This window comes from Sporosarcina sp. BI001-red, from assembly GCF_003384035.1.
Classification (GTDB): domain Bacteria; phylum Bacillota; class Bacilli; order Bacillales_A; family Planococcaceae; genus Sporosarcina.
In genome coordinates, this window is record NZ_QQAK01000013.1 from 165,558 (window position 1) to 191,776 (window position 26,219).

Below are 26,219 nucleotides of genomic sequence, written 5' to 3' on the forward strand. Positions count from 1 at the left end.
GGGAACAGGTTGCTCCCAGGAGGTTGCACAATGACGAAATTTCACTTTACAGGTATTAAAGGATCAGGAATGAGCTCACTCGCTCAAATTCTTCATGATTCATCAAACGAAGTTCAAGGATCTGATGTGGAAAAGCACTTTTTCACAGAGGAACCGCTTCACGAACGCTCTATAAACGTACTTCCTTTCAGTGAAGATAATATTACGGAAGGACTTACAATAATTGCAGGAAATGCGTTCCCGGATACCCATCCGGAATTAGTGAGAGCTAAGGAACTAGGACTCGATGTTATTCGCTATCATGACTTCTTGGCGGAGTATATGAAACAATTCGTTTCAGTAGCTGTTACAGGTACGCATGGGAAGACATCGACGACTGGGCTTCTTGCTCATGTTCTTTCTGGCTTTGCACCCATTTCATACTTAATTGGAGACGGTACTGGTAAAGGCGTTCAAGACAGTAAATTTTTTGTTTTTGAATCATGCGAATACAAACGGCATTTCTTAGCGTACGAACCAGATTATGCAATCATTACAAATATCGATTACGACCACCCCGATTATTTTAAGGATATGGCAGATGTATTGAATGCGTTTGGGGATATGGCGTTGAATGTTAAAAAAGCGATCATCGCATGTGGGGATGACCCGAACTGTTTAGCGATACAAGCAAATGTACCCGTCGTACTCTATGGTCTAGGCGAAGGAAATGATTTTAGTGCGTCCAATATCGTGAAAAGCGCTGAAGGCACTTCTTTTGATGTATTTGTACGTAACGAATTTTATCATTCTTTCACAATTCCGATGCCTGGCGACCATGCCATTAAAAACGCATTGGCGGTCATTGTACTTTGTCAGTATGAAGGATTGGACCCAACTGTTGTCGCCGAACGCCTTAAGAGTTTCAACGGGGTAAAACGGCGGTTCACTGAAATTCAAGCGGATGGTGCAATTCTAATCGATGATTATGCACATCATCCGACAGAAATCCGAGCAACACTTCAGTCGGCAAGACAGAAGTATCCTGAGCGTGAAATCATAGCGGTTTTCCAACCGCATACATTTTCAAGAACTGCTGCACTAATGGATGAATTCGCAGAAAGTCTTTCTGAAGCTGACCAGGTTTATTTGTGTGATATTTTTGGATCCGCTCGTGAAAAATCAGGTACGTTAACGGTGAATGATCTTGCTGAGAAAATTCCTGGATCTGCTCATTTGACACTAGAAGCTATTGAAGCGCTTGATGGACATGAAGACGCAGTCTTTTTGTTTATGGGTGCAGGAGACGTACAAAAGTATTTAACCGCATATCAACAACATATCGCTGAACAGAGAACAGTCTGAATTAATCAGACTGTTTTCTTTTTTTTATGAAATCTTAATAAATTTTAAAGGATATACACTCTCATTGTCGAAAGTGGAAAGATGATCAAAGTTTAGGCTGTTGAGTGACAGGGTAAAAGTACTCATAAGATAGTGGACAGAGAGGAGTGAACTGCTTCAATCTGTTGTACATAACGGATAATCGTTGAAAGTAAGTCTTCAGCGAAATTACCAACCGTATCGACAGACGAAAAAAGCCACGGGATGACAGACCAATACGCTAACACCATTTTAAGGAGGAGATCGCATGAGCGACAACTATAACAAACCAAACCAAACGAACGAACTTAACTCTAAGGATGTTTATGAAAATTCATACGGAGAACCATCACAATTACCGATGAACTACAATTATTTCCCAACGGATACCGATCGTTTCTATGAAGAGGAAAGTTCAAGTTCAGGAAGCTTTTTAACTGGAGCATTAGTAGGTGGTGTCATCGGTGCTGCAGCGGCACTTTTCTTAGCACCTAAAACGGGTAAAGAGATGCGCGATGATTTTTCTACTCAAGCAGTACAGTTGAAAAACAAGAGCATCGAGCTAAGCTCCACAGCTAAAGACAAAGCGGTTGATCTTACGGCGACGGCGAAGGATAAGGCAGCAGATTTCACTTCGACAGCAAAAGATAAGGCAGCTGATCTGTCTAGTACTGCAAAAGAAAAGGCGACACAGCTTTCAGCAGTGGCTAAGGAAAAGTCTGGAGACCTTAAGAAAAATGTACAAGACCAAACCGAAAAAGTTAAATCGATGACTTCAAAAAAGACTGCACCTATGGACGACGGTACAGCTTCCTCTGAAGGCGAAGAGCCTATTGTGAAAAAAGAGGCTACCAAAAAGTCTGAGGAGAAAAAAGAGGCAAGCAATCAGACTACTAAAAATAGTGATGTTGCCTATAACAACTCCGACAACATCGGCAAGAACAAAAACATTAATCAGAACGCAGTATCTGATGAAATACCTAAAAGTAACTAAACAGACAAAAGCCATTCAGCGTATTACACGCTGAATGGCTTTTTCACGTAATTAAAATTTCTAAATCGTCTCCTCCAAACAGCTGATCATAAAATTGTATCGGCTGTTTGTTGCGAAGTAGCTTATAGGAGATCGCGGAACCGGTTGGCAGTTGATAATCGACAAACGCAAAAACGTCACTAAATGTAATCGGCTGACCAGTAGAAGGTGTCACCTTCAACTCGTCATCCTCTGTAATCTGAGCTGTAGGCTCAACGGATTTGTCATTCAGCATGATGGAGAACCGAGGTTTCCTAATGGTCACGTGCTTTCCGTTGAAAGCAACGGTTAGCTGCTCCGTCAATTGAATTCCTAATTCATGTACAACATCTTCAACCGTTGTCAGTGTCTTTTGTTCACTTGTAATGTGATCGCCATGCGCCACTTGTGATGTGAGTGAAATGGGCAATCCATTTCGAGAATAGACAGGAGGCTTGGATTTTAGGTGAACTCGCTTACCATTCAACATGACAGCTTGTAATGAACCCTGGGTGTTGTTGCTGCCTTCATTTAGAACGTGTAAGGCGTCTCGCAGCGTCACCGGTCGATGTACCTTGATATCGTCTCGATCTTGAATTGCTGTTTGAATATCTTGATACTCATTATTCACGATTACTTCAGTTTTCAATACAACCGTTTGTCTATTAATCTTCACAGAAATAGCTTCCACATTTAATTCAGTTACATCTGCAATAACAGCCTGTGCAGAGTGTCCATCTTCTCCTAGTATGAGTTGAATGGAATCTCCGTTACCTATCTGATCTTTTGAACTGACGGTTTTTCCATTTTTAAGAATAACAGAAGGGGTTCCGTGACTACCTGGTAATGTGATCTCCTGTCCATTCAGAGTGAAACGCAACGCGAGTCCAGGCTTTCCATATAACTGTCTAGCTTTGATGCCTGCTGCAAGAAGGGCGTCGCCTACCGTCATTTCCTTTAACTCAAAGAGTCGGATCATTTTATCGTTCACTGTCACGGACATGTATTGAATCGGTGCGCGTTTTGCGGCAATTGCAATTCCTATTGGCGTGACCAGTGCAGGGGAAGAGATAATATGATCGGCCAGTGTCACTTCAGACAGCGCATCAAGTCCCCTGACTGCCACCCGTTGTAAAGGGAGGTCTAGGGCGGCGCTGAGCTTATTCGTCAAAGCGGGGGTTAAGCTACCACCTCCTACTAGCATGACTGCTTGAGGGGACGTATTGTTTAGCCGCTTGATTTCATTGGCAATGGACTCTGCAAGTCGATCAATTGCTGACATAATCGTTTGGATGACTTCTTGTGTAGGAAATTGTTGTTCAAATCCTAGAATATCATTCATGACGACAGAGTCTTCGTTGAATAACAATCGCTTTACGCGTTCCGCTTCAGGAAAGTCCAACAAATAGCTGGAACTCAAGGCTTCAGTTATTTCATCCCCAGCCACTGGAACCATGCCGAATGCAGAAACCGTGTTATGATTAGTAAGTGCAATATCCGAAGTCCCAGCACCAATGTCGACTAAAGCTACATTTAAACGTCTCATCGATTGCGGGATCAGGACGTTGATTGCAGCAATCGGTTCAAGGGTCAGTGCTTCCATTTCCAAATCTGCTCGTTTAAGAGCTGAAAGCAGGGATTCCACGACGACCCTAGGTAAGAACGTGGCGATGACTTCCACACTGGCAGAGCGGCCAGTTTGGTCAATCAAACTACCGATCTCTTCATCATCCAAAAGGTAGTGAAGTACGGAGTATCCCACACAATAATATTGGTTCTCTGTTGTGTTTGCGTCTGAAGAGAGTAACTCTTGCTGCGCTTTTTGGACGGCTCCGAGTTCTAATCTATTAATGTCTTCTATATTGATGAGCGCATGCTCTGTGATATCCACTGACATTTTTCCAGTGGCGGTTTTCAACGCTCGTCCAGCAGCTGCGACACTTACCTTTTTCAAAGGTCCGTGTCGTTCTGCAAGCAAGGTTTTCATTTGCTCAATCACTGAGGCCACACTGACTATGTTATGTATTTGTCCATCAATCATGGAGCGCTCTTTATGTTCAATTACTTCAAGATCAACGACATGATATCCTGAACTGACTTCTTCCAATATAATTCCGACAACGGAACGTGTCCCGATATCAAGTGCAAATAAAGGCGCCACATTAGTACCTCCTAAGTCTTTCCGATATATTATATATGACAATTTAGCGAAATAGCGTGACATTTCAACTAAGGTTCATTATACTAGGTCTATTATTATAAAATGTACCATACATTCTCCGTTGCGAAAAGGGAATGCTATGAATGGGGAGGAGAATGATTATGCGCCAACATGATTTGGAAGAACTGCGGTCTCAGGTAACTGAACTGAACGTAAAGATTTTGGAACTCATTAATGATCGTACTGCTGTAGTGCAAGAAATAGGTAAAGTAAAAGAAAAACAAGGTGTTAATCGTTATGATCCGGTCCGAGAAAGAGAAATGTTAGATTTCTTGAAGGACGTGAACAACGGACCCATTCCAAATGGTATTCTGGAACAGGTATTCAAAGGTATTTTCATGTCCGCACTTGAAATTCAAGAAGACGAACAGAAAAAGGTACTTCTCGTTTCACGCAAACGAAAAGCAGAGGATACAATCGTCGACATTAACGGTGAAAAAATAGGGAATGGAACACCTTCATTTGTATTTGGGCCATGTGCTGTAGAATCTTATGAACAAGTTTTGGCAGTTGCCGAGTCTATTAAGGCAAAAGGACTTACAATGATGCGAGGTGGCGCATATAAGCCGCGTACATCACCTTACGACTTCCAAGGATTAGGATTGGAAGGATTGAAGATTTTGAAGCGTGTTTCTGATGAGACGGGCTTGTCCATTGTGACGGAAATTATTACACCTTCTCATTTGGAAGAGGCGCTTGACTATATAGATGTCATTCAAATAGGTGCGCGGAATATGCAAAACTTCGAGCTTCTTAAAGAAGCAGGAAAAGCAAACAAACCAGTTTTGCTAAAACGTGGATTGGCTGCAACGATCGATGAATTCATTCACGCAGCAGAATACATTATGTCGAAGGGGAATACACAAATTATTCTTTGTGAGCGAGGCATTCGAACTTACGAGCGTGCGACTCGCAATACATTAGATATTTCTGCTGTTCCAATTTTAAAACAAGAAACTCATCTACCTGTATTTGTTGACGTTACTCACTCTACAGGTAGAAAAGATCTTCTAATTCCAACGGCTAAAGCAGCAATCGCTGTAGGGGCAGATGGTGTTATGGCTGAAGTGCATCCAGATCCGGCAGTTGCCTTGTCTGACTCAGCTCAACAAATGAACATCGAACAATTTGACGAGTTCTACCAAGAAATGCAACGATTCATGAATACACATCAAATTGTATAATTTTTCGCCGGAGCTTACATCGCTCCGGCGTTTTGGTATACTAGGTAAGAAAGATAAAAAAGACAGAGAAAGGGGAGGTCAGTATGGCGGTAACAATTTATGACGTGGCTCGAGAAGCGAACGTCTCAATGGCTACTGTATCACGAGTGGTCAATGGTAATCCCAACGTGAAACCAGCAACGCGTAAGAAGGTAACAGCATGCATTGAACGGCTCGGCTATCGGCCCAATGCTGTAGCACGCGGCCTCGCCAGCAGAAAAACGACAACTGTAGGTGTGATCGTACCGGATATTTCAAAAAGTTATTACGCGGAACTCTCTAGGGGAATAGCAGATGTTGCGACAATGTACGAGTACAACATTATTCTTTCCAATTCGGATAAGCGTACTCTTCGTGAAATGGAACTAATCGAGGACCATTTAGGAAAGCAAGTGGATGGGTTAATATTCATGAGCGACTCGATTTCGGATGATGTGCGGAAGGAAATGAATTCTGCAAACATCCCCATTGTGTTAGCGGGGACGTTGGATTCTGAGTTCGATTTTCCGACTGTGAATATCGAAAATAAGGAAGCCGCACACACTGCGGTGAATGAGCTGATTGAAAATAACCATAAACTCATTGCGTTCATTTCCGGGCCATTTAGCCGGGACATTAATCGGCTTTCTAAGAAGACGGGGTATGAGGAAGCAATGGCTGAAGCAGGTTTATCAATTCCTGACGGGTATATTGTTGAAACGGATAATACATACGATGACGCATACGAAGTATGGAATCGTTTAAAGAAGTTACCCGAACCTCCTACAGCCGTTTTTGCAGGGAATGACGAAATTGCTGTTGGTTTAATGAATGGAATACGCGATGCAGGGCTTACGGTACCGAATGATGTCGAGCTAATCTGTTTCCAACACTCTATTCTTGCGAGAGCAGTGCGTCCTCAGTTAACGGCTATTCGTGTGCCATTGTATGATTTAGGAGCCGTGTCAATGAGACTCTTAACGAAATTGATGAATGGCGAAGAAGTTGACCAAAAGCAAGTGGTATTGCCATACCAATTGGAGTATCGAGATTCTGTACGGAGTAAATGATGTAGATTAAATAGGTGTGACAACACAAAGTAAAAGCAGAGTGGAGATATCTCCACTCTGCTTTTGCTTTGTCAATAGAAATAAGTGTAATGACAGTCTAACGTGGGTGTTGCTCACTTCGTATGTAATGTAGTGAACGATCCATAACTTGTGCATTCTTCTCTTCGATTTCTGCTTTTCTGGGAATCGGTTTATATAAGGGGCTCGGATCTTCCCACGTTTCGATGAGAGGGACAGGGGCCTCCGGCTGCCACCGGATAAGCCACTCTTTCGGAAGGGGTCCTGTCGGTGCTGGAAGTTTCTTCATCGCATACCAGATATGAGACCACGCACGAGGAACGACCCGCCATATATCATAACCGCCACCCCCTACTGCAATCCATCGTCCTTCGCAATACTCATCAGCGAGTTCACGGGCGATTCTCGGAATCTCTTTGTAGATTTCCATTGTGCCATACAAATGAGTTAACGGATCAAAGTAATGAGCATCTGCACCATTTTGTGTCAAAATTACATCTGGTTTGAACCATTCGATTACTTCTCGGAAAGCGGTTTTATAAATGGTTAAAAAAGATTCGTCCTCTGTGAAAGCATCGATTGGAAAGTTGAACGAAGTCCCATACCCTTGACCGTTCCCACGCTCAGTTACGTGTCCAGTTCCTGGGAATAGATAACGTCCAGTTTCATGGATGGAAAACGTGCAAACGTCGGGGTCATCATAAAATGTCCATTGAACCCCATCTCCATGGTGAGCGTCTGTATCGATATAAAGTACTCGTGCATCATAGTTTTTTTGTAAATAACGGATTGCAACTGAGCTATCATTATACACGCAAAATCCCGAAGCTTTCCCTTGGAAACCATGATGGAGACCACCGCCTAGATTTAGCGCATAACCAGCACGATTTTGCATCACTTCATCGACAGCTGTCAGCGTGCCACCAACAAGCATGGCGCTTGCTTCATGCATATTTGGGAAAATAGGAGTATCTTCTGTCCCTATCCCGTAAACACTTCCTACTTCAGATCCCACTTCACCTTTTCCTGCCTTTTTTACCATCTCGACAAACTTAGGCTCATGAACTAATAGTAATTCTTCATCCGTTGCAATGCGAGGTGGGACAATATCTTCCTCTGTTATCGCGTGCATCTCTTTTAGTAAATCAAGGGTTAAGACGATTCTTTTTTGATTAAAAGGATGTGTGTCTGAAAATGAATAACCTAGCTGATCTTCCGAAAAGATGAATACGGCATCCTTTTTCATACTTCTGCCCCTGGAAAGTTCGGCCAAAGAACGTCAAATCCACGCCCCTTTAGACCTTCTATAATTGGAAGAGGATTCATCGTCTTAATGCGGATCACTAGGATTTTATTAGCCTCATTTTCTTTGTCTGGATAGACAAGGACACTTTGTACATTCGTTTGAAATTCATTAAAAACTTTAGAAACTTCGTAAAGAATTCCAGGGATGTTAGGAACACGGACTTCGATTTGAGAACCCGGCTGATGTGCACCTGTCAGTTCTATGTATTTATACAACAAATCTGTTTCTGTAATAATTCCAACCAGCTTCTGGTTGGAAACGATTGGGAGACAACCAATCTTGTTGTGATAAAAAACTAACGCAGACTCTTCCACAAAGTCCATGGGATGTCCGATAGTAGGATTCTTGACCATACACTCAGAAAGAAGCATTTCATATGCCGCAATAATATCTTCTGTCTTCTGATTTCCGTAGGGAATGATTTCTTTCAAATCTCGATCGGTCACAATTCCAACAAGCTGATTGTCCTGAACGACAATGGGAAGATGGCGGATGTGGCGTGATCTCATTAAATCTGCAGCATCCTTTACAGTATGATCCGGTGTTAATGTTAGGACTTCAGTTTTCATAATTTCTTCGATTAACATAGGAACCCTTCTTTCTTAATACAGGAATCTGTTTTTTAATCGTAGGCTATCGAAGCGTTGGACATCCTCTTGCACGATACGCTTGCCGATTCGAGCCATTAAGCAATTTGCAGGATGAGAACAAATTTCTGGGTCATCTGTCGCGAAATATTCAAGTCCACCGTGCTTCATCATTTTTTCCATGACTTTTCGGTATTCCCATACGTTGAGCTTCGTCTCTTTCAAATCCCAATGCCAATAGTATTCAGTAGTTATGACAATATAGTCTTCCATTGCATCATCCATCATCGAGACTTCCAGTAACGCTTTTCCGACACCGCCACCCCGATACTTTGCAATGACCTCAATCGCTCCTAATTCAATCAAGTTTTCAATTTTACCTTCAGACCATCGTTCAAGTGGATCAGGATACAAGTAGGTCACATATCCAACGATCTGATCTTGACTCCGCGCAACAATTATTCGTCCTTCAGGTAGCTTAGAGATACTAATTAGCGCTTTATGTTGTTGAGCAGGGGCTCTGAATGCTACTAATCCTTCATGAAATGTATAATTTTCGAGATCCAAAGTACGAATAGGTCCTTCAATAATGAGATCCCCATTTCTATGCTTCAATTTCAAAGCATTATAGGTTTTTACATGTTCCAATCATTTCACCGCCTTTAACTGATATCCATCTGCTTTCAGTATACATGAAATGTACGTGTATTTTGGTGATAATTCTTACAAAACAAAGAACTGTCGGAAAAGTACTATTTGTTTGCCAGTTTAAGAGGAGTTCATGTAGAATAAAAGTGTTAGTACATATTTAAGGGGGTTCTGTTATGGTTTTAAAAACAATTCCGGCTTTACAGTCCGATTATCAAATGCAAGACTATGACAAGTTGGTGGCTACTTTTGATTGGAAAGAAGCTGAAAAAGCTTTTAGCTGGTATGAAACGGGAAAAGTAAATATTGCGCATGAAGCGGTCGATCGACATGCCGATTCTTTCCGCAAAAACAAAGTTGCACTCTACTATAAAGATGGTTCACGCAACGAGACCTATACATTCGGAGATTTAAAGAAAAACTCCAACAAAGCTGCAAATGTATTAAAAAACTACTCGACATTGGAGAAAGGTGATCGGATTTTCGTCTTCATGCCGCGTTCGCCTGAATTATATTTTGCACTCTTGGGCGCTTTGAAAATCGGTGCAATTGTTGGGCCGCTATTCGAGGCATTCATGGAAGGTGCTGTCTATGATCGATTAGACGACAGCGATGCAAAAGCGATCGTAACGACACCGGAACTTGTGGATCGTATTCCAGTGGATCGTTTGCCGAATCTCGAAACTGTTTTCGTCGTGGGGGACGATGTGACAGAAGAAGGCAAAATAATCAGTTTCAGTAAGCATTTTGAAAAATCATCCAAGGACTTCGAAGTGGAGTGGTTAGAACGTGAATCACCGACTTTGTTGCACTATACCTCAGGGTCTACAGGCAAACCTAAAGGGGTCTTGCATGTACAGGAAGCAATGGTTCAGCAACTTCAAACTGCTAAGTGGGTACTCGATCTTCGAGAAGAAGATGTGTTTTGGTGTACAGCTGACCCGGGTTGGGTAACGGGTACGGCTTATGGAATTTTTGGTCCATTACTAGCAGGGGCAACAAATCTGATTGTCGGGGGCCGTTTCTCTACAGATAGCTGGTATGGGGCTATTGAAGAGTTTGGGGTAACTGTCTGGTATAGCGCACCGACCGCTTTCCGTATGCTGATGGGGGCAGGAAGTGCTGCAATGGAAGGGCACGATCTTTCGTCACTCCGTCACATTTTATCTGTCGGAGAGCCTTTGAATCCTGAAGTCGTCCGCTGGGGAATGGAAATCTTTAATATGAGAATCCATGATACATGGTGGATGACCGAAACAGGCGCTCAGATGATTTGTAACTTTGGCTCACTGCCACTGAAGCCAGGTTCGATGGGGAAGCCGGTACCAGGTGTTGAAGCAGCTATTGTTGATGACCAAGGGAATGTACTTCCTCCTAATAGAATGGGGAACTTAGCGCTGAAAAAAGGATGGCCAGCCATGATGAGAGCCATCTGGAATAACCCTGAAAAGTATGATTCGTACTTCTTGAACGGGGAATGGTATGTATCAGGGGATTCAGCATATATGGATGAGGATGGTTACTTCTTCTTCCAAGGTCGTGTGGACGATGTCATCATGACAAGCGGGGAACGGGTAGGTCCATTTGAAATTGAAAGTAAATTGATTGAGCACCCAGCGATTGTAGAAGCAGGCGTTATCGGTAAGCCAGATCCGGTTCGCGGAGAAATCATTAAGGCGTTCATCGCATTACATGATGGATATGAGCCGACAGATGAACTGAAAGAAGAGATTCGTCAATTCGTGAAAAAAGAGCTGGCGGGTCATGCAGCTCCAAGAGAAATTGAGTTCAAGGATAAGCTTCCTAAGACACGAAGCGGTAAAATTATGAGACGTGTGCTCAAAGCATGGGAACTCGATTTACCGACAGGTGATTTGTCGACTATGGAAGACTGAAAACAAAAAAAGCTGGTCAGTTACCCGTAAATGGGTACTGTCCAGCTTTTTCTTTTGGTTGGATTGTATTAAAAGCAAAGGACGGTAATGGTTAGTCACCGTCTGAATCGCCCTCACCGCCACCATCCCCACCGTTAGCAGGGGGCTTCGGTTTTCCATCGTTGCCACCGTTAGCAGGGGGCTTCGGTTTCCCATCGCCTCCACCGTTAGCAGGGGGTTTCGGTTTCCCGTCGCCTCCACCATTAGCAGGTGGTTTTGGTTTCCCATCCCCACCGCCATTTGCCGGTGGCTTCGGTTTCTCATCTCCGCCACCGTTAGCAGGGGGTTTCGGTTTGTTATCTGTTCCCGTGTTTGAATCTGGAGGTGTCGTTCCTGTATTGCCACCACTATCTCCTGACCCACTATTTGAGTCGTCCGGTGTTTCCGTTTTAGGTGGTTCGGCCCCAGTCGTGACTGCGTTTGAAGCCGCGGAAGTCAATCCCGTTATATCTACAGCTCGTACCGTATAGGTTCCTCTTCCTATAGGGAAAGAAAGTGACTGACCATCTCGGATTGTCCCTACACGCGTTCCGCCATTGTAGACATAATATCCAATGACATCATTTGACGGTGAAGCGCTCCAAGTCAATACAGAACCATTCTGCGAAGCGGCCACACCTGCTGGCGCTACACTGTCGGCAGGGAAGATTGCACCCGATACAACGCGGGATGCAAATAGTGATTTTGTTGGGAATAACTTAGATGCATCTCCACCAAGAGGTCCAAGCATCCGTTTGATGAATTCTTGATTAACCCCTACGCCACCAGCTGTAATGAACTCAGAAGGCGTTGAAGGCAATGCGGCATATCTAGTTCCTTTAACAGATACAGAAGATGATGAAATGATACTGTCATCCGGTTTGTTAGGGAGCATGACATTCGCATTGAATAGATCAGAGCGGACCAAACCTGCAGCTGAACATGCAGCTGACGGCGCAAGACCAGAAATTCCACAGAATGAGCGGTTTACAACGCCTTGTGGCTGTTGGAAACGAACATTTTGACCAACCGTGTCAGGTCGTGCCTCGTTGATGGCATTCATGAGTTGTGCATATAAAGCGTTTGTACGTGAACTTGCGGTTCCATATTGTGCATTTCCTGGACTTTCTAGAGATTTGGTCTGGTACTTATAGCCAAGCCACACACCAAGAGAAACGTTAGGATTATAACCAAGTAGCCATGCGTCACTGAATGAGTTCGTCGTACCACTTTTTGCTGCAATATCGACATTGAAATTCAGTTTGCTTTTCATTACTTTTGCTGTACCGCTGGATGCTACATCACGAAGCATATCTGTCACAATGTATGCAGTTTGCGGGCTGAATACCTGTTCAGGTTCAACTTTATGTTGGTAAATAATTTTACCGCTACTATCTTCTATCTTATCAACAATGTAAGGATCTACGTGTTGTCCACCATTTGCAAGTGTGGAATAGGCGCTTGTATTTTCTTGCACAGTACCTCCATACCTCAACCCACCCAAGGCAGCAGATAGGTTTTCATAATCACCTTTTACTAGGCTCGTATAACCCATTTTCTCCAAAAACTCAGCGGGACGTCGATCGATAATCTGACTATAGAGACGAAGTGCCGCTAGGTTTTGTGAAGTCGTAAGTGCTTGGCGAGCTGAAATGATGCCTAGCTCTTGAGTCGGGATGAAGTTCGCAGGAGAATAAGATCCAGCTTTAAATTTCACATCGACAACCGGGCTTCCTGCACCGATGACCCCATACTCAATAGCAGGTGCGTAGACAAGTAAAGGCTTGATGGTAGATCCGGGCTGTCGGATTGTTTGAGTTGCGTGATTCGTCGCTTCTAACTCATGGTCTCGACCACCCACAAAGGCTAAGATTTTTCCTGTCTTATTGTCCAATAACGTTGCACCGACTTGCACTGGCATTTTCTCTGATTTCTTTTCACCAGTCTGTTTGTTAGTAGAATCTTGTGTGAAAGTGAACCCATACTGAGTGAAGTTCTCCGCAACATCGTTCATGGCATTATAGAGTTGCAAATCTACGGTCGAATAAATACGGAAACCATCATTTCTCATGGATCGCTCTGCTAAAATTTCATATTTCGTTTTGAGTTTTTTATCTTCTACTAATCGGTCAGCATCTATGCCATCTTCTTCTGCAATTTTATCAGCGAGAATGGCAATTGTGCTACGCTGTATTTCATCCGTTAAAAATTCATCTCTGCTCTTTGGGGCAGGGGCTGCAGTTCTGAAGTCCTTTGTAATATCGTAAGCAATGGCTTCATTATATTCTTTTTCGGTAATGTATTCTGTTTCTCTCATTCGGAATAATACAGTTTTCATGCGATTGATGCCAGGTTTTAATCCTTTTTCATCTTTCAACCCGTTGGATCCGTTATAAAAAGGAGTATAGGCGAAAGGGGCCTGTGGAATCCCTGCTATGTAAGCAGCTTGAGCCAGGTTCAATTCTTTAGCAGTTTTATTGAAAATCCCTTCAGCGGCAGCTTCAATTCCAGCCACGTTTCCGCCATTAGAATTACGGCCGTATGGAATAATATTCAAGTAAGCTTCGAGTATTTCATTCTTAGTCATGAAATGCTCTAAACGCATCGCAAGCAAGAGTTCTTTCGCTTTACGCTCATAGGAGATTTCATTGGTTAGAATCTGGTTTTTAATGAGTTGTTGTGTAAGTGTAGATCCGCCAGTTTGATTGTCGGAATTAGTGACATCTTGGAAAAGCCCACGGAAAACCGCTTTTGGGACAATCCCGTTATGAGTGTTAAAGTATTCATCTTCTGTCGCATAAACGGCATTGATAATATAAGGAGATACATCCTCGAGTTTGACTTCTTTCCTGTCAATGTCAGCCCGAACTTTCCTTAAATACTTTCCATTCGTATAGATTTCGGATGTTTCTTCATAACTTAAAATTTCACTGCGCATTTCTTGTTTGGAACGAAGTGGTTCCTTTTCAACAAGCGAAGCAAAATAACCTGCCCCTACGGAAGCGCCGAAAACCGTTAACGTCAAACCGATAACTAAGAAAAGCAAAAAGAGATTCCAGATGACGCCTGAGGCAATCCGGGTATTTTTTGCCCATTTGGTTTTCTTGATCGCTTCGAATTTATCTTCAAGTTCATCAACACGTTTTTTGTCCTGTTTTGTCAATTCGTTCCCTCCTAAAAATCTAATTAATTATATCATATTCTAATAGGCATGGACTGAATTAGTTTGACAAATTTCCATTTTCGACTACAATATGGTGTAGTTACTCTTCACAGTGAAGAAGCCGCAGTAGTGGCAGGTGATCCGCATAGAGAGGCAGCGGTTGGTGGAAGCTGCTCGGTATCCTGTTTACGAATTACAACTTCGGAGTGTTGCGCGGATAGCGGCGTTATTGCTAAAAAAGCGGAGATAATTATCTCAAGCTGGGTGGTACCGCGCTTACATGTACAATTAGCGTCCCTGCATGATCTATTTCAGATCGTGTAGGGACTTTTTGTGCTTGTGAAGCAAAAATGGAGGAGGAAGTTACATGACGGTAAACTTATTAGAGGATTTAAAATGGAGAGGCTTGCTATATCAGCAAACGGATGAGGAAGGGATGGCCACACTGCTGGAAGAGCAAAAAGTATCACTCTATTGCGGCGTCGATCCGACAGCTGACAGCATGCATATTGGACACATCGTTCCGCTTCTTACACTTCGTCGATTCCAACTTCATGGTCATCGTCCAATTCTACTTATTGGCGGTGCGACAGGAATGATAGGGGATCCATCGTTCCGTGCGGATGAACGTCAACTTCAAACTGAAGCACAAGTAGATGAAAACGTAAAATGCTTAAAGCTTCAGCTTGAGCGTTTGTTCGATTTTGCGGATGAAAATGGGGCACGTCTCGTCAACAATAAAGACTGGATGGGTCCGATGAGTGCGATTGGATTTTTGCGCGACTACGGTAAATTGTTGAATGTGAATTACATGTTAGGGAAAGAAAACGTGGCGTCCCGTTTAGAAACAGGGATTTCATTTACAGAATTCACATACATGCTCATTCAAGGGATCGACTTCAACCATTTGTATGATCACTTCGGTTGCCGTGTTCAAATCGGGGGATCTGACCAGTGGGGGAATATCACGACTGGACTTGAAATCATTCGCAAGACGCATGAGGAAGAAACGAAGGCTTTCGGTATTACGATTCCACTTGTGACGAAATCAGACGGCACGAAATTCGGTAAGACAGCTGGCGGCTCAGTGTGGTTGGATGCGACTAAGACATCTCCTTATGAGTTTTACCAATTCTGGATCAATGCAACGGACGCGGATGTTGTACACTATTTGAAAATCTTCACGTTCTTAGATCGTTCAGAAATTGAAGAACTTGAGCGTGCAGTTGCGGATGAACCACATTTGCGTAAAGCACAGAAAACACTTGCTGAAGAAATGACTCGCCTTATTCATGGTCAAGAGTCACTCGATCAAGCAATCCGTATTTCTGCAGCACTATTCAGCGGAGATTTGAAGAAATTGACGACATCTGAAATGAAGGATGCATTTAAAGATGTTCCTACGTTTGAGATGTCGAAAGAAGATCATAATATCGTTGAGTTGTTAGTGGAAGCTGGGATATCCCCTTCTAAGCGTCAAGCTCGTGAGGATGTAACAAATGGCGCGATTTCATTGAACGGCGACAAAGTAACGGATACAGCGCATGACGTTAACGCGGCTGACCGTTTAGAAGACGCATTTACGATTGTCCGTCGTGGTAAGAAGAAGTATACAATGATTATGTTTGGCTAATTTGCACAAGAAACAGAGAGAAGGAGCTAGCTCCTTCTCTTTTTTTGTTAGAGAGGAGGGCGTGGGAGATGCGCTCATAAATTGCGAGAAGTGATCATAACTCAGGGGAAGCGCTCATAAACTTTGAGGGGGGATCATAACTCTGGGAAAGCGCTCATAAAACGTGGGAAGTGATCATAACTTTGGGGAAGCGCTCATAAATGGCTGAAAGTGATCATACCCCAAGGGAAACCGCTCATAAATCGCTAAAAGTGATCATACCCCAAGGGAAACCGCTCATAAATTGTGAAAAGTGATCATAACTCTGGGAAACCGCTCATAAATGGCTGAAAGTGATCATAACCCAGGGAAACCGCTCATAAATGGCTGAAAGTGATCATAACCCTGGGGAACCGCTCATAAAACTTGGGAAGTGATCATAACCTTTGGGAACCGCTCATAAAACGTGGAAAGTGATCATAACTTTTGGGAACCGCTCATAAAACGTGGAAAGTGATCATAACTCTGGGAAACCGCTCGTAAAACGTGAAAAGTGATCTTAACTCTGGGAAACCGCTCATAAATGGCTGAAAGTGATCATAACCCTGGGAAACCGCTCATAAATGGCTGAAAGTGATCATAAACCCTGGGGAACCGCTCATAAATTGTGAAAAGTGATCATAACCCTGGGGAACCGCTCATAAAACGTGAAAAGTGATCATAACCCGGGGAAACCGCTCGTAAAACGTGAAAAGTGATCATAACCTTTGGGAACCGCTCATAAATCGCGAAAAGTGATCATAACCCGGGGAAACCGCTCATAAATGGCTGAAAGTGATCATAATCCCAAAATGCACTTAACAAACAAAAAAATCCCTTCCGGAAAATCCGGAAGGGAGGTGAACTCAATATTAACGTGAGTAGAATTCAACGATAAGAGCTTCGTTGATTTCAGCAGCAAGTTCGCTGCGCTCTGGAAGACGTACGAAACTACCGACTTTAGTGTCAGCGTTGAACGATACGAACTCAGGTACGTAGCTGTTGATTTCGATTGATTCGTTAACGATATCAAGGTTTTGTGATTTTTCACGAAGAGAAATCTCTTGACCTGGCTTCACGCTGTAAGATGGGATATCTACGCGCTTACCGTCTACCATGATGTGACCGTGGTTTACAAGCTGGCGAGATGCACGACGTGTGCGAGCAAGACCAAGACGGTAAACGATGTTGTCCAAGCGAGTTTCAAGAAGGATCATGAAGTTCTCACCGTGGATTCCTTGCATTTTACCTGCTTTGTTGAACAATGTGCGGAACTGACGTTCATTCACACCGTACATGAAGCGAAGTTTTTGTTTCTCTTGTTGTTGAAGACCATATTCAGAAAGTTTTTTACGCTGGTTCGGGCCGTGTTGACCTGGAGCGTAAGGACGCTTTTCGATTTCTTTACCTGTGCCGCTTAGTGAGATACCAAGACGACGAGATTGTTTCCAAGATGGACCTGTATAACGAGCCATGAATGACTCCTCCTCTGTTGGTTTTATTTTGTTGTAAAATAAGACCAGATGCGTTCAATCCCTACGACATTCTGTTTTCATGTATCTTCACCTCTGCAGCCAAGGGTTACAGGATACACCTCAAATTGAGGAACAGACTGAGCAATAGAGAACACACAACTGCTGCAATTATTTTACACAACGATTATCATATCAATAATGGACAACTTCGTCAAGTGATTTCAAGAGAGAGACTTCAGACCTTCTAGATACAATCAATTAAAATGGATACATTGGACTAGTCACAAAGTTGCATTTTGAGTCATCATACGATAAAATGAATATAAGTTATTCAATGTTTTTACTGAATGATAGAGGGTGTCTATATGAAAACAAATGAGCAAATGTATGAATCGATTAAGAGTAACTTACTGGATTTAATGGTAGGCGTGATGCAAAACCTTAAAGAAAGTGAATTCATCCGCCTGTTTGAAGAACTGTTCACAACCCATTTTAATGTCACTAAAATTGAGTTCTTTCTATATGAAGAGAACCAATTCTATCCCGCGGTATCCTTACTGAAACAAGATAGCAGGAGCGGTGTTGGTGTGGTTGAGACACTAACGTCCCCGATGTTGTCGGGAGCTTTTTCTGAGTGCGATGATTCGTTAGACTTTGCTGATGATACGTTAATGATTCGTAACGAGAAAAGGGAACCCGTTGCGATGGTTCTTGTGAAGTCGACAGATGAGTGGCATGCGTTTGCATCGTCTGAATTCTTCAAGGAGTTTCAACTACTGCTTGGTAGGCTCATCGAAACCATTAAAGGATATCAGTCACTCTACAAACATTCCCAAAATTATCAAAGGCTACTCGAAGCAACTCAAACATTCAACTCAACAATGGAGTTAGGGGTAATCCATTCACAGCTCGTAAGCACAGTTTCTAAAAATCTTGAACCGATTCAAGTGGAACTCATTCTTTCCCAAGAACAGGTAGCATCGTCTTGTACCTATCGTCTATTTAATTATTCCAATGAACTTCCGTCCACTGTGGAAGCCTTTTTATCAGGAGAATTGACGCTTGGAAAAGATACTGAAAACGATGCTGAAATCCTTAGTGCTCCCGTAAAAGGGATGCAAGGGACGTATGGGATTCTCCAGCTTTCTGCGCCTTGTCATTATAAAATTTCTCCTATGCAAAAAGAATTCGTCCGTACTATTTCAGAAAGTGCTGGCCATGCAATTGAAAATACGAGCTTGTACGACCAATCTCATCGGTTGATCCAGGAATTGCAATTGGTGAATGAAGTTTCTAAAAAGCTTACAGAACGGCTCTCGTTTGAAGAAATGATCACGTATATTAACAATCGACTCAAAGAAACATTTGAACCTGAAGAAGTCGCAATTGTATATTTCAGGGATCAGGAATCTCCTGTTTTATCGAAAGAATCTACTTCATACTTTTTGACGCAGGTGGGAAGCCGTTATTTGGATTATGCAGAAAGCCGTGTGAGAGAAGAAAAGGATGCGGTTTTCATTGCGGATTTGAAGAACGAGGACATCGATGGGTTTACTCCATATCGTTCACTATTGATTGCGCCAATAGTCATTTCTGAAAAAATTGCAGGATATACGTTGCTGATGCATACCGAGAAGTACCATTTTACTTTCGAAGACTTCAAACTAGTGAAAGCGATTATTAGCCACTCATCTCTCGCACTTTCCAATTCCGCGCTCCGTGAGAAGTTACAAAACCTTGCGAACAAAGATCAGATGACGGGGTTATATGCTAGAGGGTATCTGGATCGGCACATGTTGTCAGCGTTTAAGAAAGGAATAGGAGGCGCTTTCCTTCTATTGGACGTAGATGATTTCAAACAGGTGAACGATCAATTTGGTCATGCTGTTGGGGATTCTGTGTTAAAACAAACTGCTGAACTTTTAAGGTCGAGCATAACAGATCAAGATATAGCTGGGCGTTGGGGTGGTGAAGAATTTGCGGTCTACTTGCCAGGTGCTACCCTTTTAGAAGGCAAACGGCTTGCAAAACAGTTGCTGCTTGAAATGCCTCGAATTACGCAACCATCTGTGACTGTTTCAATTGGAGTTAGCGTATGGGAGCCATCAACCAAAGAGGAAACGTACCAGCAACTCTTTCAAAATACCGATGAAGCCCTTTACTCAGCAAAATCAGGGGGTAAAAATCGGATTATTGTCAGCGAATCGGTAATTGCGGAATGATGCGCAAGTACCGATTTTCTTTGAGTTTTATAACAGATAAGCATACAATGAATGTAAGCGTTTACTTTGTAAGTGAAAGGTGGATGATTCACTGTGAATGACAAAATTCATAAAGATACGGCAACGGTTCACACAGGCTATGACAGTAGTTCGCATCATGGGAGTTTAGCAGTCCCTTTATACCAAACATCGACGTTTGCATTTGACACGGCAGAGCAAGGAGCCAGACGATTTGCAGGGGAAGAAGAGGGTGGCATTTATTCGAGATTAGGTAATCCGACAGTCCGTGTGTTGGAAGAGCGAATGACGATGCTTGAAAAAGGGGCAGGTACCCTTGCTTTCGGTTCCGGAATGGCGGCGGTTAGTACAATTCTTACTCATTTGACGAAAACTGGGGATCACATCGTTTGTTCACGTGGGATTTACGGATGTACTTTTGGCCTTCTTGGGATCATGGAACAAAAGTATAACATTACACATAGCTTGACTTCCATGGGGACAGAAGAGGAAATTGAAGCGGCTATAACACCTGCAACTGTCTGCCTCTACATTGAGTCGCCGATTAATCCAACAATGGAACTTGCGGATCTCCGAGCGGTTGCTGCAGTCGCAAAACGTCACCAGTTGAAAATCGTCGTTGATAACACGTTTGCATCCCCTTACTTGCAAAACCCGATCGACTTCGGAGCGGATTTTGTATTGCATAGCGCAACAAAATATATTAATGGGCATGGAGATGTCATAGCCGGCTTACTAATTGGTAAAGACAAAGAGGAAATGGACCAAATTCGAGGAAGTGTACAAAAAGATTACGGTGGCATCATGTCACCGTTCGATGCGTGGTTACTCATACGTGGGCTGAAAACACTTTCTGTCCGAATGCAGCGTCATAACGAAAATGCGACACGTTTAACGGATTATTTGAAAACTCAGGACATGGTGGAAGCGGTCTTTTATCCATTCGATGAAAATAATCCTCAAGTCGAAATTGCAAAGAACCAAATGACGGCAGGAGGAGGACTTGTCTCCTTTACGATAAAAGGAGGGCAATCTGTGGCCCAAGCGTTTATGAATCATCTGAACCTGATCAAAATTGCGGTTAGCTTGGGAGACGCAGAAACGCTGATCCAACATCCCACAACGATGACACACTCAGGAGTACCCGCAGAGGATCGTGAAAAAATGGGGATCAGCGATGGCCTCTTGCGATTGTCAGCAGGATTAGAGCATGCTGATGACCTCATCAGAGATTTGAATCAAGCTTTTCAGCAAGTTGCTAAAGAGCAACAGACTTTATCAAACTTAACACAATAGAGAAAACAAAAAGCAGCGAAGTGAATAGACTCCGCTGCTTTTTTATGAATCAATCAACCTTAAATGTGTCGCAAAAGAACTTCTACAAATTGTTCAAGACCGACACGATCCTCTTCGGAAAAGCGTCCAATTTCCGGACTATCTATATCCAATACCCCGATGAGCTCATCATTCTTTACAAGAGGAATTACAATTTCAGACTGGGAAGCGGAGTCGCATGCAATATGTCCTGCAAATGCGTTCACATCTTCAACGAGGAGCGTCTCTCTATTTTCCGCAGAAGTTCCGCAAACACCTCTTCCCATCGGAATGCGAATGCAAGCAGGAAGCCCTTGGAATGGTCCAAGGACAAGTTCACCTTCCTCCATTAGATAAAACCCTGTCCAATTCGTACGATCCAGGAAATTACTAAGTAAAGCCGAAGCATTGCTTAAATTTGCAATGCGATTTTTTTCACCGTCTAACAAAAGTTGGAGCTGATCTGCAAGTTGGCGATAACTTTCTGCTGAATCCTTCGAATACTCGATCCCCATGAACATAATAGCTCCCTCATCTCTGTATAGTTTTATATGTTGATGTAATAATCTCCAAATGCAACCGGTAGGATTGTTTAATTCAACATAAATAGTTCCTAATAAAAAGTAGGATATCTAATAGAATCATACAATTTTCGAGGTGTTTCACACAAGTAAACAACTTTTCGACGAAGATTCGCCCTTTTTCAACACGAAAATTCTTTAAACATGTTACTATATAAGGTATTATCAATTGTAGAGTCGTTGCGGAATAGGGGGATGGACAATGGTGAACTACTTCATCATTCCAATCATCATAGTGATTGTGCTGGCTGTTGCAATGTTTTTGTTGAGACGAAAGCATATCCAAGAAATCAGCAAGCTGGAGCATGAAAAGCTTCAAATCCAGCATGAACCGATATTTGAGGAAATGACAAAAGTCAAACAGCTGAATATGACAGGTCAAACAGAGGAGAAATTTGAGCGCTGGCGCAACGAATGGACGGAAGTCGTCGATGTGCTAGTTCCTAAAATCGATTCCTTATTATTTGATACCGAAGAAATGGTCGACCGATTCCGCTTTAAGAAAGCAACTGGAATTGAAAAAGACATCGAACAACAACTCACGGTGTGTGAGGAACGCAAAAATTCGATACTACAGGAATTAAATGAACTGATCGGCAGTGAAGAAAAAAATCGGGTGGAAATGGAATCTCTAAAAGAAGAATTCAGGGAAGCTCGGAAATCCGTGTTAGCCCATCAGCATTCATTCGGAAGAGCTGTTCCAGCATTGGAAAAGGAACTTGAATATTTCCAACCTGCATTTGAAGAATACGATGACTTAACAGAAAACGGGAATTATCTACAAGCGAGGGAAAATGTAATTGCAGTAGCGTCTAAAGCAAATGACTTGTTCCCTATTATCCGGGAAATCCCTTCATTACTTAGTGAGTTGCAAAGTAAATTACCCTCTACAATTCGAGAACTACGTAATGGTGTTGAGGAAATGATGGAAGATGGCTATTATCTAAAACACTTGAACTTGAAATCATCGTTAGCAGCAATTGAGCGTGAGTCGGAAGAAATGCTGGAAAAAGTTGAGATGCTTGATGTACAGCCGGTTCAACAGCGCTTAGCTGAAATCGATGAGAGCATTGATTCGTTCTATGATGCATTAGAAGAAGAAGTAAAAGAACGACAGTATACCGAACAAACGTATGAAGAAGTTGCAAACAGATTAGTGGCAGTGAAAGCTTTTTCTAAGGAAATTGCAGACGAAGCGTTATTCGTTCAACAAAGTTACCGATTAGATGAAAAAGAAGCAGCGATTCCTAAAGGATTCCTCGTTGACCTATCAGAAGCTATGAAGCGTTTTGAATTGCTAACTAGCCAAGGAGAGAACGGGGAGTCAGCCTATTCAGGGCTTGCACAAGACTTGCGTACTGTGTCTGAAACGTTAGATCACGTTGAAAAGGAAACAATTGCGTTCCAGGAACGTATTAAAAACCTACGGACTGATGAAATAACAGTTAGAAGACGCCTGGAATCACTTGCGAGGACGCTACAAGAAAGTGAACGTAAACTCCTGAAAGCAAACATACCAGGGGTACCGGATGATATCGAAGTCCGGTTGGAAGAAGCGGATGAACAACTCTTTATCGTAAAGAATGGTTTAGAAGAAGTCCCGCTTAATATGGCACTTGTTGAAGAGTATATTAACAACGCTGAAAAAGAAGTTCACGAAGTCGTTTCGAAGATTGATGAAATGTTGGAAAATGCACTGCTGACCGAACAAATCATTCAATATGGAAACCGATATCGTGCATCTCATCCAGCGATGCACGCTCGATTGTTGGAATCGGAAATGGCGTTCAGGCAATTCCGTTATGCGAAGGCTCTGGAAGAAGCAGCTACAGCTGTTGAAGAAGTGGAACCAGGAGCGATGAAACGAATTGAAGAGCTATTACAAGAACACGTACAGTAAGCGTACCCTTCAGCCACCCGCACAATGCGTGCAGGTGGCTTTGTGCCGCTTAAGCTGCATGAAAGGACGAGTTGAAGATTGATTTATCTAGATAATAGTGCATCTACGATTCCTGATGAGGAAGTTCTCCAGACATTTACACGAGCGAACAAAACGTATTATGCGAATCCAGCTTCACTTCACTTAGCCGGCAACAAAGCAGAACAGCTATTGGAATCTGCAAGGAAGCAAATAGCAACGCTTACTGGAGACTCTGAAAGCAGTGTGATTTTTACTTCTGGAGGCACCGAAGCTAATAATTTGGCGATTATTGGATATGCAAATAGCCTTAAACATCGTGGAAATCATATTATTACGACAGAGATCGAGCATGATTCGGTGCGGAACGCCTGTATTCATTTGAAAAAAGAAGGATTTGAAATCGAATTCCTATCTGTCAATGAAGCAGGAGAAGTATCTCCAGACGAACTTAGACAGAAGATCAGGAAAGATACGATTTTAGTGAGTATCATGCATGTGAATAACGAAATTGGTGCTATCCAGCCGATTGAAGCGTGTTCAAAAGTTATCCGTGAGCATTCCCGCGCACTGTTCCACTCAGATTGCGTTCAGAGTCTAGGGAAGCTTGCACTGCCTTATCCTGAATGGGTGGATTCGGTGACGCTGTCTGCCCATAAAATACATGGGTTAAAAGGGACTGGCTGCTTACTAACAAAGAAATTCAAAGAGCCGGAAGCCATCTCTTTTGGCGGTGGTCAAGAGCGCGGCTTAAGAAGCGGCACAGCAAATGCTCCTGGAGCCGCTGCATTTGCGAAAGCCATTCGAATCATCATTGAAGGAGATAACTTTTCCGACTATAAACGATGGAACAACCGACTGCGAGAAGTAGTGGGGACAGAAAAACTTGTTCGGATATGTTCACCTTTAGAAGGGGCTCCCCATATACTTTCAGTTGCATTTAAAGGGATTACTGGCGAAGTTGCGGTCAACTATTTTCAAGAACATGGCATCATGGTTTCCACTTCCAGTGCATGTTCTTCAAAAACAAACCAAGTGAGTCACGTCATCCAAGCGATCCATGTTCCGGACGACTTCCGTAAAGGTGTTATCCGAATTAGTTTTGGTAGAATGAATACAGATGAAGAAATTGAGACACTTGCTCAAGTAATTAAAGAATTCATGAAGATAATTAAGAAAGGGATGAAACAGCATGATATGGAATGAACTGCTCATAAGATATGGAGAAATGTCTCTTAAGGGGAGAAACCGAAAAGTATTCATACAAAAGCTATCGACAAATATTAAGCAAGTTCTCCACGAGTTACAATCCGTTAAACTGAAAGCAGAACGCGACCGCATGTTTTTGTATGCAACTAGTGAGGAACTGGAACAAGCAATTGAGCTATTATCAGATGTTGCGGGCATTCAATCTTATAGTCCGATCGCAAAATGTGAGTCAACGGTTGAAGCGATACAACAAACAGCACTTGCCATTTTTGAAACAGAAGATACAGATGAGAAAACGTTCAAAGTCGAAGTGCGCAGAACGGACAAATCATTTCCGTTAGTAACAGGCGAATTGCAAAGAGAAATCGGTGGCACGGTTTTAAAAGCCCATTCAAATCTAAGCGTGAACGTAAAAAAACCGGATATATTACTTCATATCGATATTCGGGAAGGCGGTTCTTTCCTATCTTCGAAAGTATTTAAAGGAGCAGGTGGAATGCCTGTAGGTTCGAACGGGAAGTCATTGTTGATGCTATCTGGTGGAATCGACAGCCCTGTTGCTGGCTATTTAATGATGAAACGCGGTGTCACTATAGAAGCAATCCATTTCGCAAGTCCACCATTCACGAGTGAGCAAGCACAAGAAAAAGTAGTTGAACTAGGACGAAAAATTAGCGCATATGGCGGAAAAATAAACTTGCACGTCATTCCATTCACTGATATTCAACAAGCGATTGTGAAACAAGTACCGGAAAACGTATCCATCACATCCACCAGAAGAATTATGTTGCGAATTGCAGATCAGCTACGTGATGAAATCGGTGCACTAGCAATTGTAACTGGAGAAAGCTTAGGACAAGTGGCGAGTCAAACACTTGAAAGTTTTACAGCAATTAATGCAGTCACATCGACACCGATATTGCGTCCACTTATCGCAACGGACAAATTGGAAATCATTCAAATGGCTAAAAAAATTGGCACTTATGAAACGTCAATTCAGCCATTCGAAGATTGTTGTACCGTTTTTACACCCTCTAGTCCTAAAACAAAACCACGTCTAGAAAAAGTCGAGTTCTATGAAAGTTTCATCGACTTTGAACCGATGATCACAGAAGCCATTCAAAATCGCAAAATCATTAACTGCTTTATTGAAGAAAAGACGGAAGAATTCAGTGACCTGTTGTAATTAGATTTGGTTGAATGTGCCCCCCGAGCAGTTAATAAGTGCTTCTGTAATAGTAGCAACTGACTTAGCTTGCTTCATATTCATCAACAGATTTCCGGCTATTATGTTGTGTGTCGTGGTTTGTGATGCCGTTTCGAATGGCT

The 26,219-nt window shown here is 42.7% G+C and carries 18 protein-coding genes and 1 other annotated feature; of the genes, 11 read left to right on the forward strand and 7 right to left on the reverse strand.

What is annotated here, in order from left to right; translation table 11 throughout:
* The first annotated feature begins 30 nt into the window (after positions 1–30).
* On the forward strand, positions 31–1,344 hold the full coding sequence (gene murC / locus DVB69_RS12535; RefSeq protein WP_116019440.1) for a UDP-N-acetylmuramate--L-alanine ligase: 1,314 nt from the start codon (positions 31–33) through the stop codon (positions 1,342–1,344).
* A gap of 286 nt (positions 1,345–1,630) precedes the next feature.
* The gene (locus tag DVB69_RS12540; protein WP_116019441.1) at positions 1,631–2,356 is read left to right on the forward strand and encodes a YtxH domain-containing protein; all 726 of its coding nucleotides are present in this window, start codon (positions 1,631–1,633) and stop codon (positions 2,354–2,356) included.
* A gap of 43 nt (positions 2,357–2,399) precedes the next feature.
* Here the strand turns inward: DVB69_RS12540 and DVB69_RS12545 are convergent, their stop codons facing one another.
* Positions 2,400–4,535: a cell division protein FtsA gene (locus DVB69_RS12545; protein WP_233505399.1), complete on the reverse strand. Its 2,136-nt coding sequence runs from the start codon at positions 4,533–4,535 to the stop codon at positions 2,400–2,402.
* Positions 4,536–4,696: 161 nt separating this feature from the next.
* On the opposite strand from DVB69_RS12545, the gene DVB69_RS12550 reads away from it, so the two are divergent.
* Together DVB69_RS12550 and ccpA are read left to right on the forward strand one after the other, a co-directional pair.
* Entirely contained in the window at positions 4,697–5,779 is a 1,083-nt protein-coding gene (locus tag DVB69_RS12550; RefSeq protein ID WP_116019443.1) for a bifunctional 3-deoxy-7-phosphoheptulonate synthase/chorismate mutase, read from the forward strand.
* A gap of 83 nt (positions 5,780–5,862) precedes the next feature.
* Positions 5,863–6,867, forward strand: a complete 1,005-nt coding sequence (ccpA, locus tag DVB69_RS12555) for a catabolite control protein A (protein ID WP_116019444.1) — start codon at positions 5,863–5,865, stop codon at positions 6,865–6,867.
* Positions 6,868–6,964: 97 nt separating this feature from the next.
* Here ccpA and DVB69_RS12560 read toward each other — a convergent pair whose 3' ends face one another.
* Genes DVB69_RS12560 through DVB69_RS12570 form a run of 3 tightly spaced genes read right to left on the reverse strand, consistent with a single transcriptional unit; the run spans position 6,965 to position 9,426 of the window.
* Complete coding sequence (locus DVB69_RS12560; RefSeq protein WP_116019445.1) at positions 6,965–8,131, reverse strand: acetoin utilization protein AcuC; 1,167 nt, start codon at positions 8,129–8,131, stop codon at positions 6,965–6,967.
* Positions 8,128–8,778: an acetoin utilization AcuB family protein gene (locus tag DVB69_RS12565; protein WP_116019446.1), complete on the reverse strand. Its 651-nt coding sequence runs from the start codon at positions 8,776–8,778 to the stop codon at positions 8,128–8,130. The genes DVB69_RS12560 and DVB69_RS12565 overlap by 4 nt, the downstream gene beginning before the upstream one ends.
* Before the next feature lie 15 nt (positions 8,779–8,793).
* Positions 8,794–9,426 (reverse strand): GNAT family N-acetyltransferase, encoded by a 633-nt coding sequence (locus tag DVB69_RS12570; protein ID WP_116019447.1) that lies wholly within the window; start codon positions 9,424–9,426, stop codon positions 8,794–8,796.
* Positions 9,427–9,602: 176 nt separating this feature from the next.
* On the opposite strand from DVB69_RS12570, the gene acsA reads away from it, so the two are divergent.
* The gene (gene acsA / locus DVB69_RS12575; protein ID WP_116019448.1) at positions 9,603–11,321 is read left to right on the forward strand and encodes an acetate--CoA ligase; all 1,719 of its coding nucleotides are present in this window, start codon (positions 9,603–9,605) and stop codon (positions 11,319–11,321) included.
* 91 nt (positions 11,322–11,412) lie between these two features.
* On the opposite strand, the gene DVB69_RS12580 is transcribed toward acsA, so the two are convergent.
* Positions 11,413–14,502 carry a transglycosylase domain-containing protein gene (locus DVB69_RS12580; protein WP_116019449.1) on the reverse strand — a complete coding sequence of 1,030 codons (3,090 nt, stop codon included), beginning with the start codon at positions 14,500–14,502 and terminating at the stop codon, positions 11,413–11,415.
* A gap of 103 nt (positions 14,503–14,605) precedes the next feature.
* Positions 14,606–14,804, forward strand: a binding site (T-box leader).
* 65 nt (positions 14,805–14,869) lie between these two features.
* Here DVB69_RS12580 and tyrS point away from each other — a divergent pair.
* Positions 14,870–16,135, forward strand: coding sequence for a tyrosine--tRNA ligase (gene tyrS, locus DVB69_RS12585; protein WP_116019450.1), 1,266 nt, complete (start codon positions 14,870–14,872; stop codon positions 16,133–16,135).
* An 890-nt stretch (positions 16,136–17,025) separates the two neighbouring features.
* Here the strand turns inward: tyrS and rpsD are convergent.
* Positions 17,026–17,628: a 30S ribosomal protein S4 gene (gene rpsD / locus DVB69_RS12590; protein ID WP_116019451.1), complete on the reverse strand. Its 603-nt coding sequence runs from the start codon at positions 17,626–17,628 to the stop codon at positions 17,026–17,028.
* Positions 17,629–17,993: 365 nt separating this feature from the next.
* On the opposite strand from rpsD, the gene DVB69_RS12595 reads away from it, so the two are divergent.
* Positions 17,994–19,850, forward strand: a complete 1,857-nt coding sequence (locus DVB69_RS12595) for a sensor domain-containing diguanylate cyclase (protein WP_158541089.1) — start codon at positions 17,994–17,996, stop codon at positions 19,848–19,850.
* Positions 19,851–19,943: 93 nt separating this feature from the next.
* Positions 19,944–21,164 (forward strand): aminotransferase class I/II-fold pyridoxal phosphate-dependent enzyme, encoded by a 1,221-nt coding sequence (locus DVB69_RS12600; RefSeq protein ID WP_116019453.1) that lies wholly within the window; start codon positions 19,944–19,946, stop codon positions 21,162–21,164.
* Positions 21,165–21,223: 59 nt separating this feature from the next.
* On the opposite strand, the gene DVB69_RS12605 is transcribed toward DVB69_RS12600, so the two are convergent.
* On the reverse strand, positions 21,224–21,703 hold the full coding sequence (locus tag DVB69_RS12605; RefSeq protein WP_116019454.1) for a GAF domain-containing protein: 480 nt from the start codon (positions 21,701–21,703) through the stop codon (positions 21,224–21,226).
* A gap of 262 nt (positions 21,704–21,965) precedes the next feature.
* Here DVB69_RS12605 and ezrA point away from each other — a divergent pair, with 262 nt between their 5' ends.
* The 3 genes from ezrA to thiI all read left to right on the forward strand — a co-directional run bounded on the left by ezrA (position 21,966) and on the right by thiI (position 26,076).
* The gene (gene ezrA / locus DVB69_RS12610) at positions 21,966–23,663 is read left to right on the forward strand and encodes a septation ring formation regulator EzrA (RefSeq protein WP_116019455.1); all 1,698 of its coding nucleotides are present in this window, start codon (positions 21,966–21,968) and stop codon (positions 23,661–23,663) included.
* A gap of 78 nt (positions 23,664–23,741) precedes the next feature.
* Positions 23,742–24,887: a cysteine desulfurase family protein gene (locus DVB69_RS12615; protein WP_116019456.1), complete on the forward strand. Its 1,146-nt coding sequence runs from the start codon at positions 23,742–23,744 to the stop codon at positions 24,885–24,887.
* A complete protein-coding gene (thiI, locus tag DVB69_RS12620) occupies positions 24,874–26,076 on the forward strand; it encodes a tRNA uracil 4-sulfurtransferase ThiI (protein WP_116019457.1) in 1,203 nt (400 codons plus the stop codon). Before DVB69_RS12615 ends, thiI begins: the two co-directional genes overlap by 14 nt.
* The last annotated feature ends 143 nt before the right edge of the window (positions 26,077–26,219 follow it).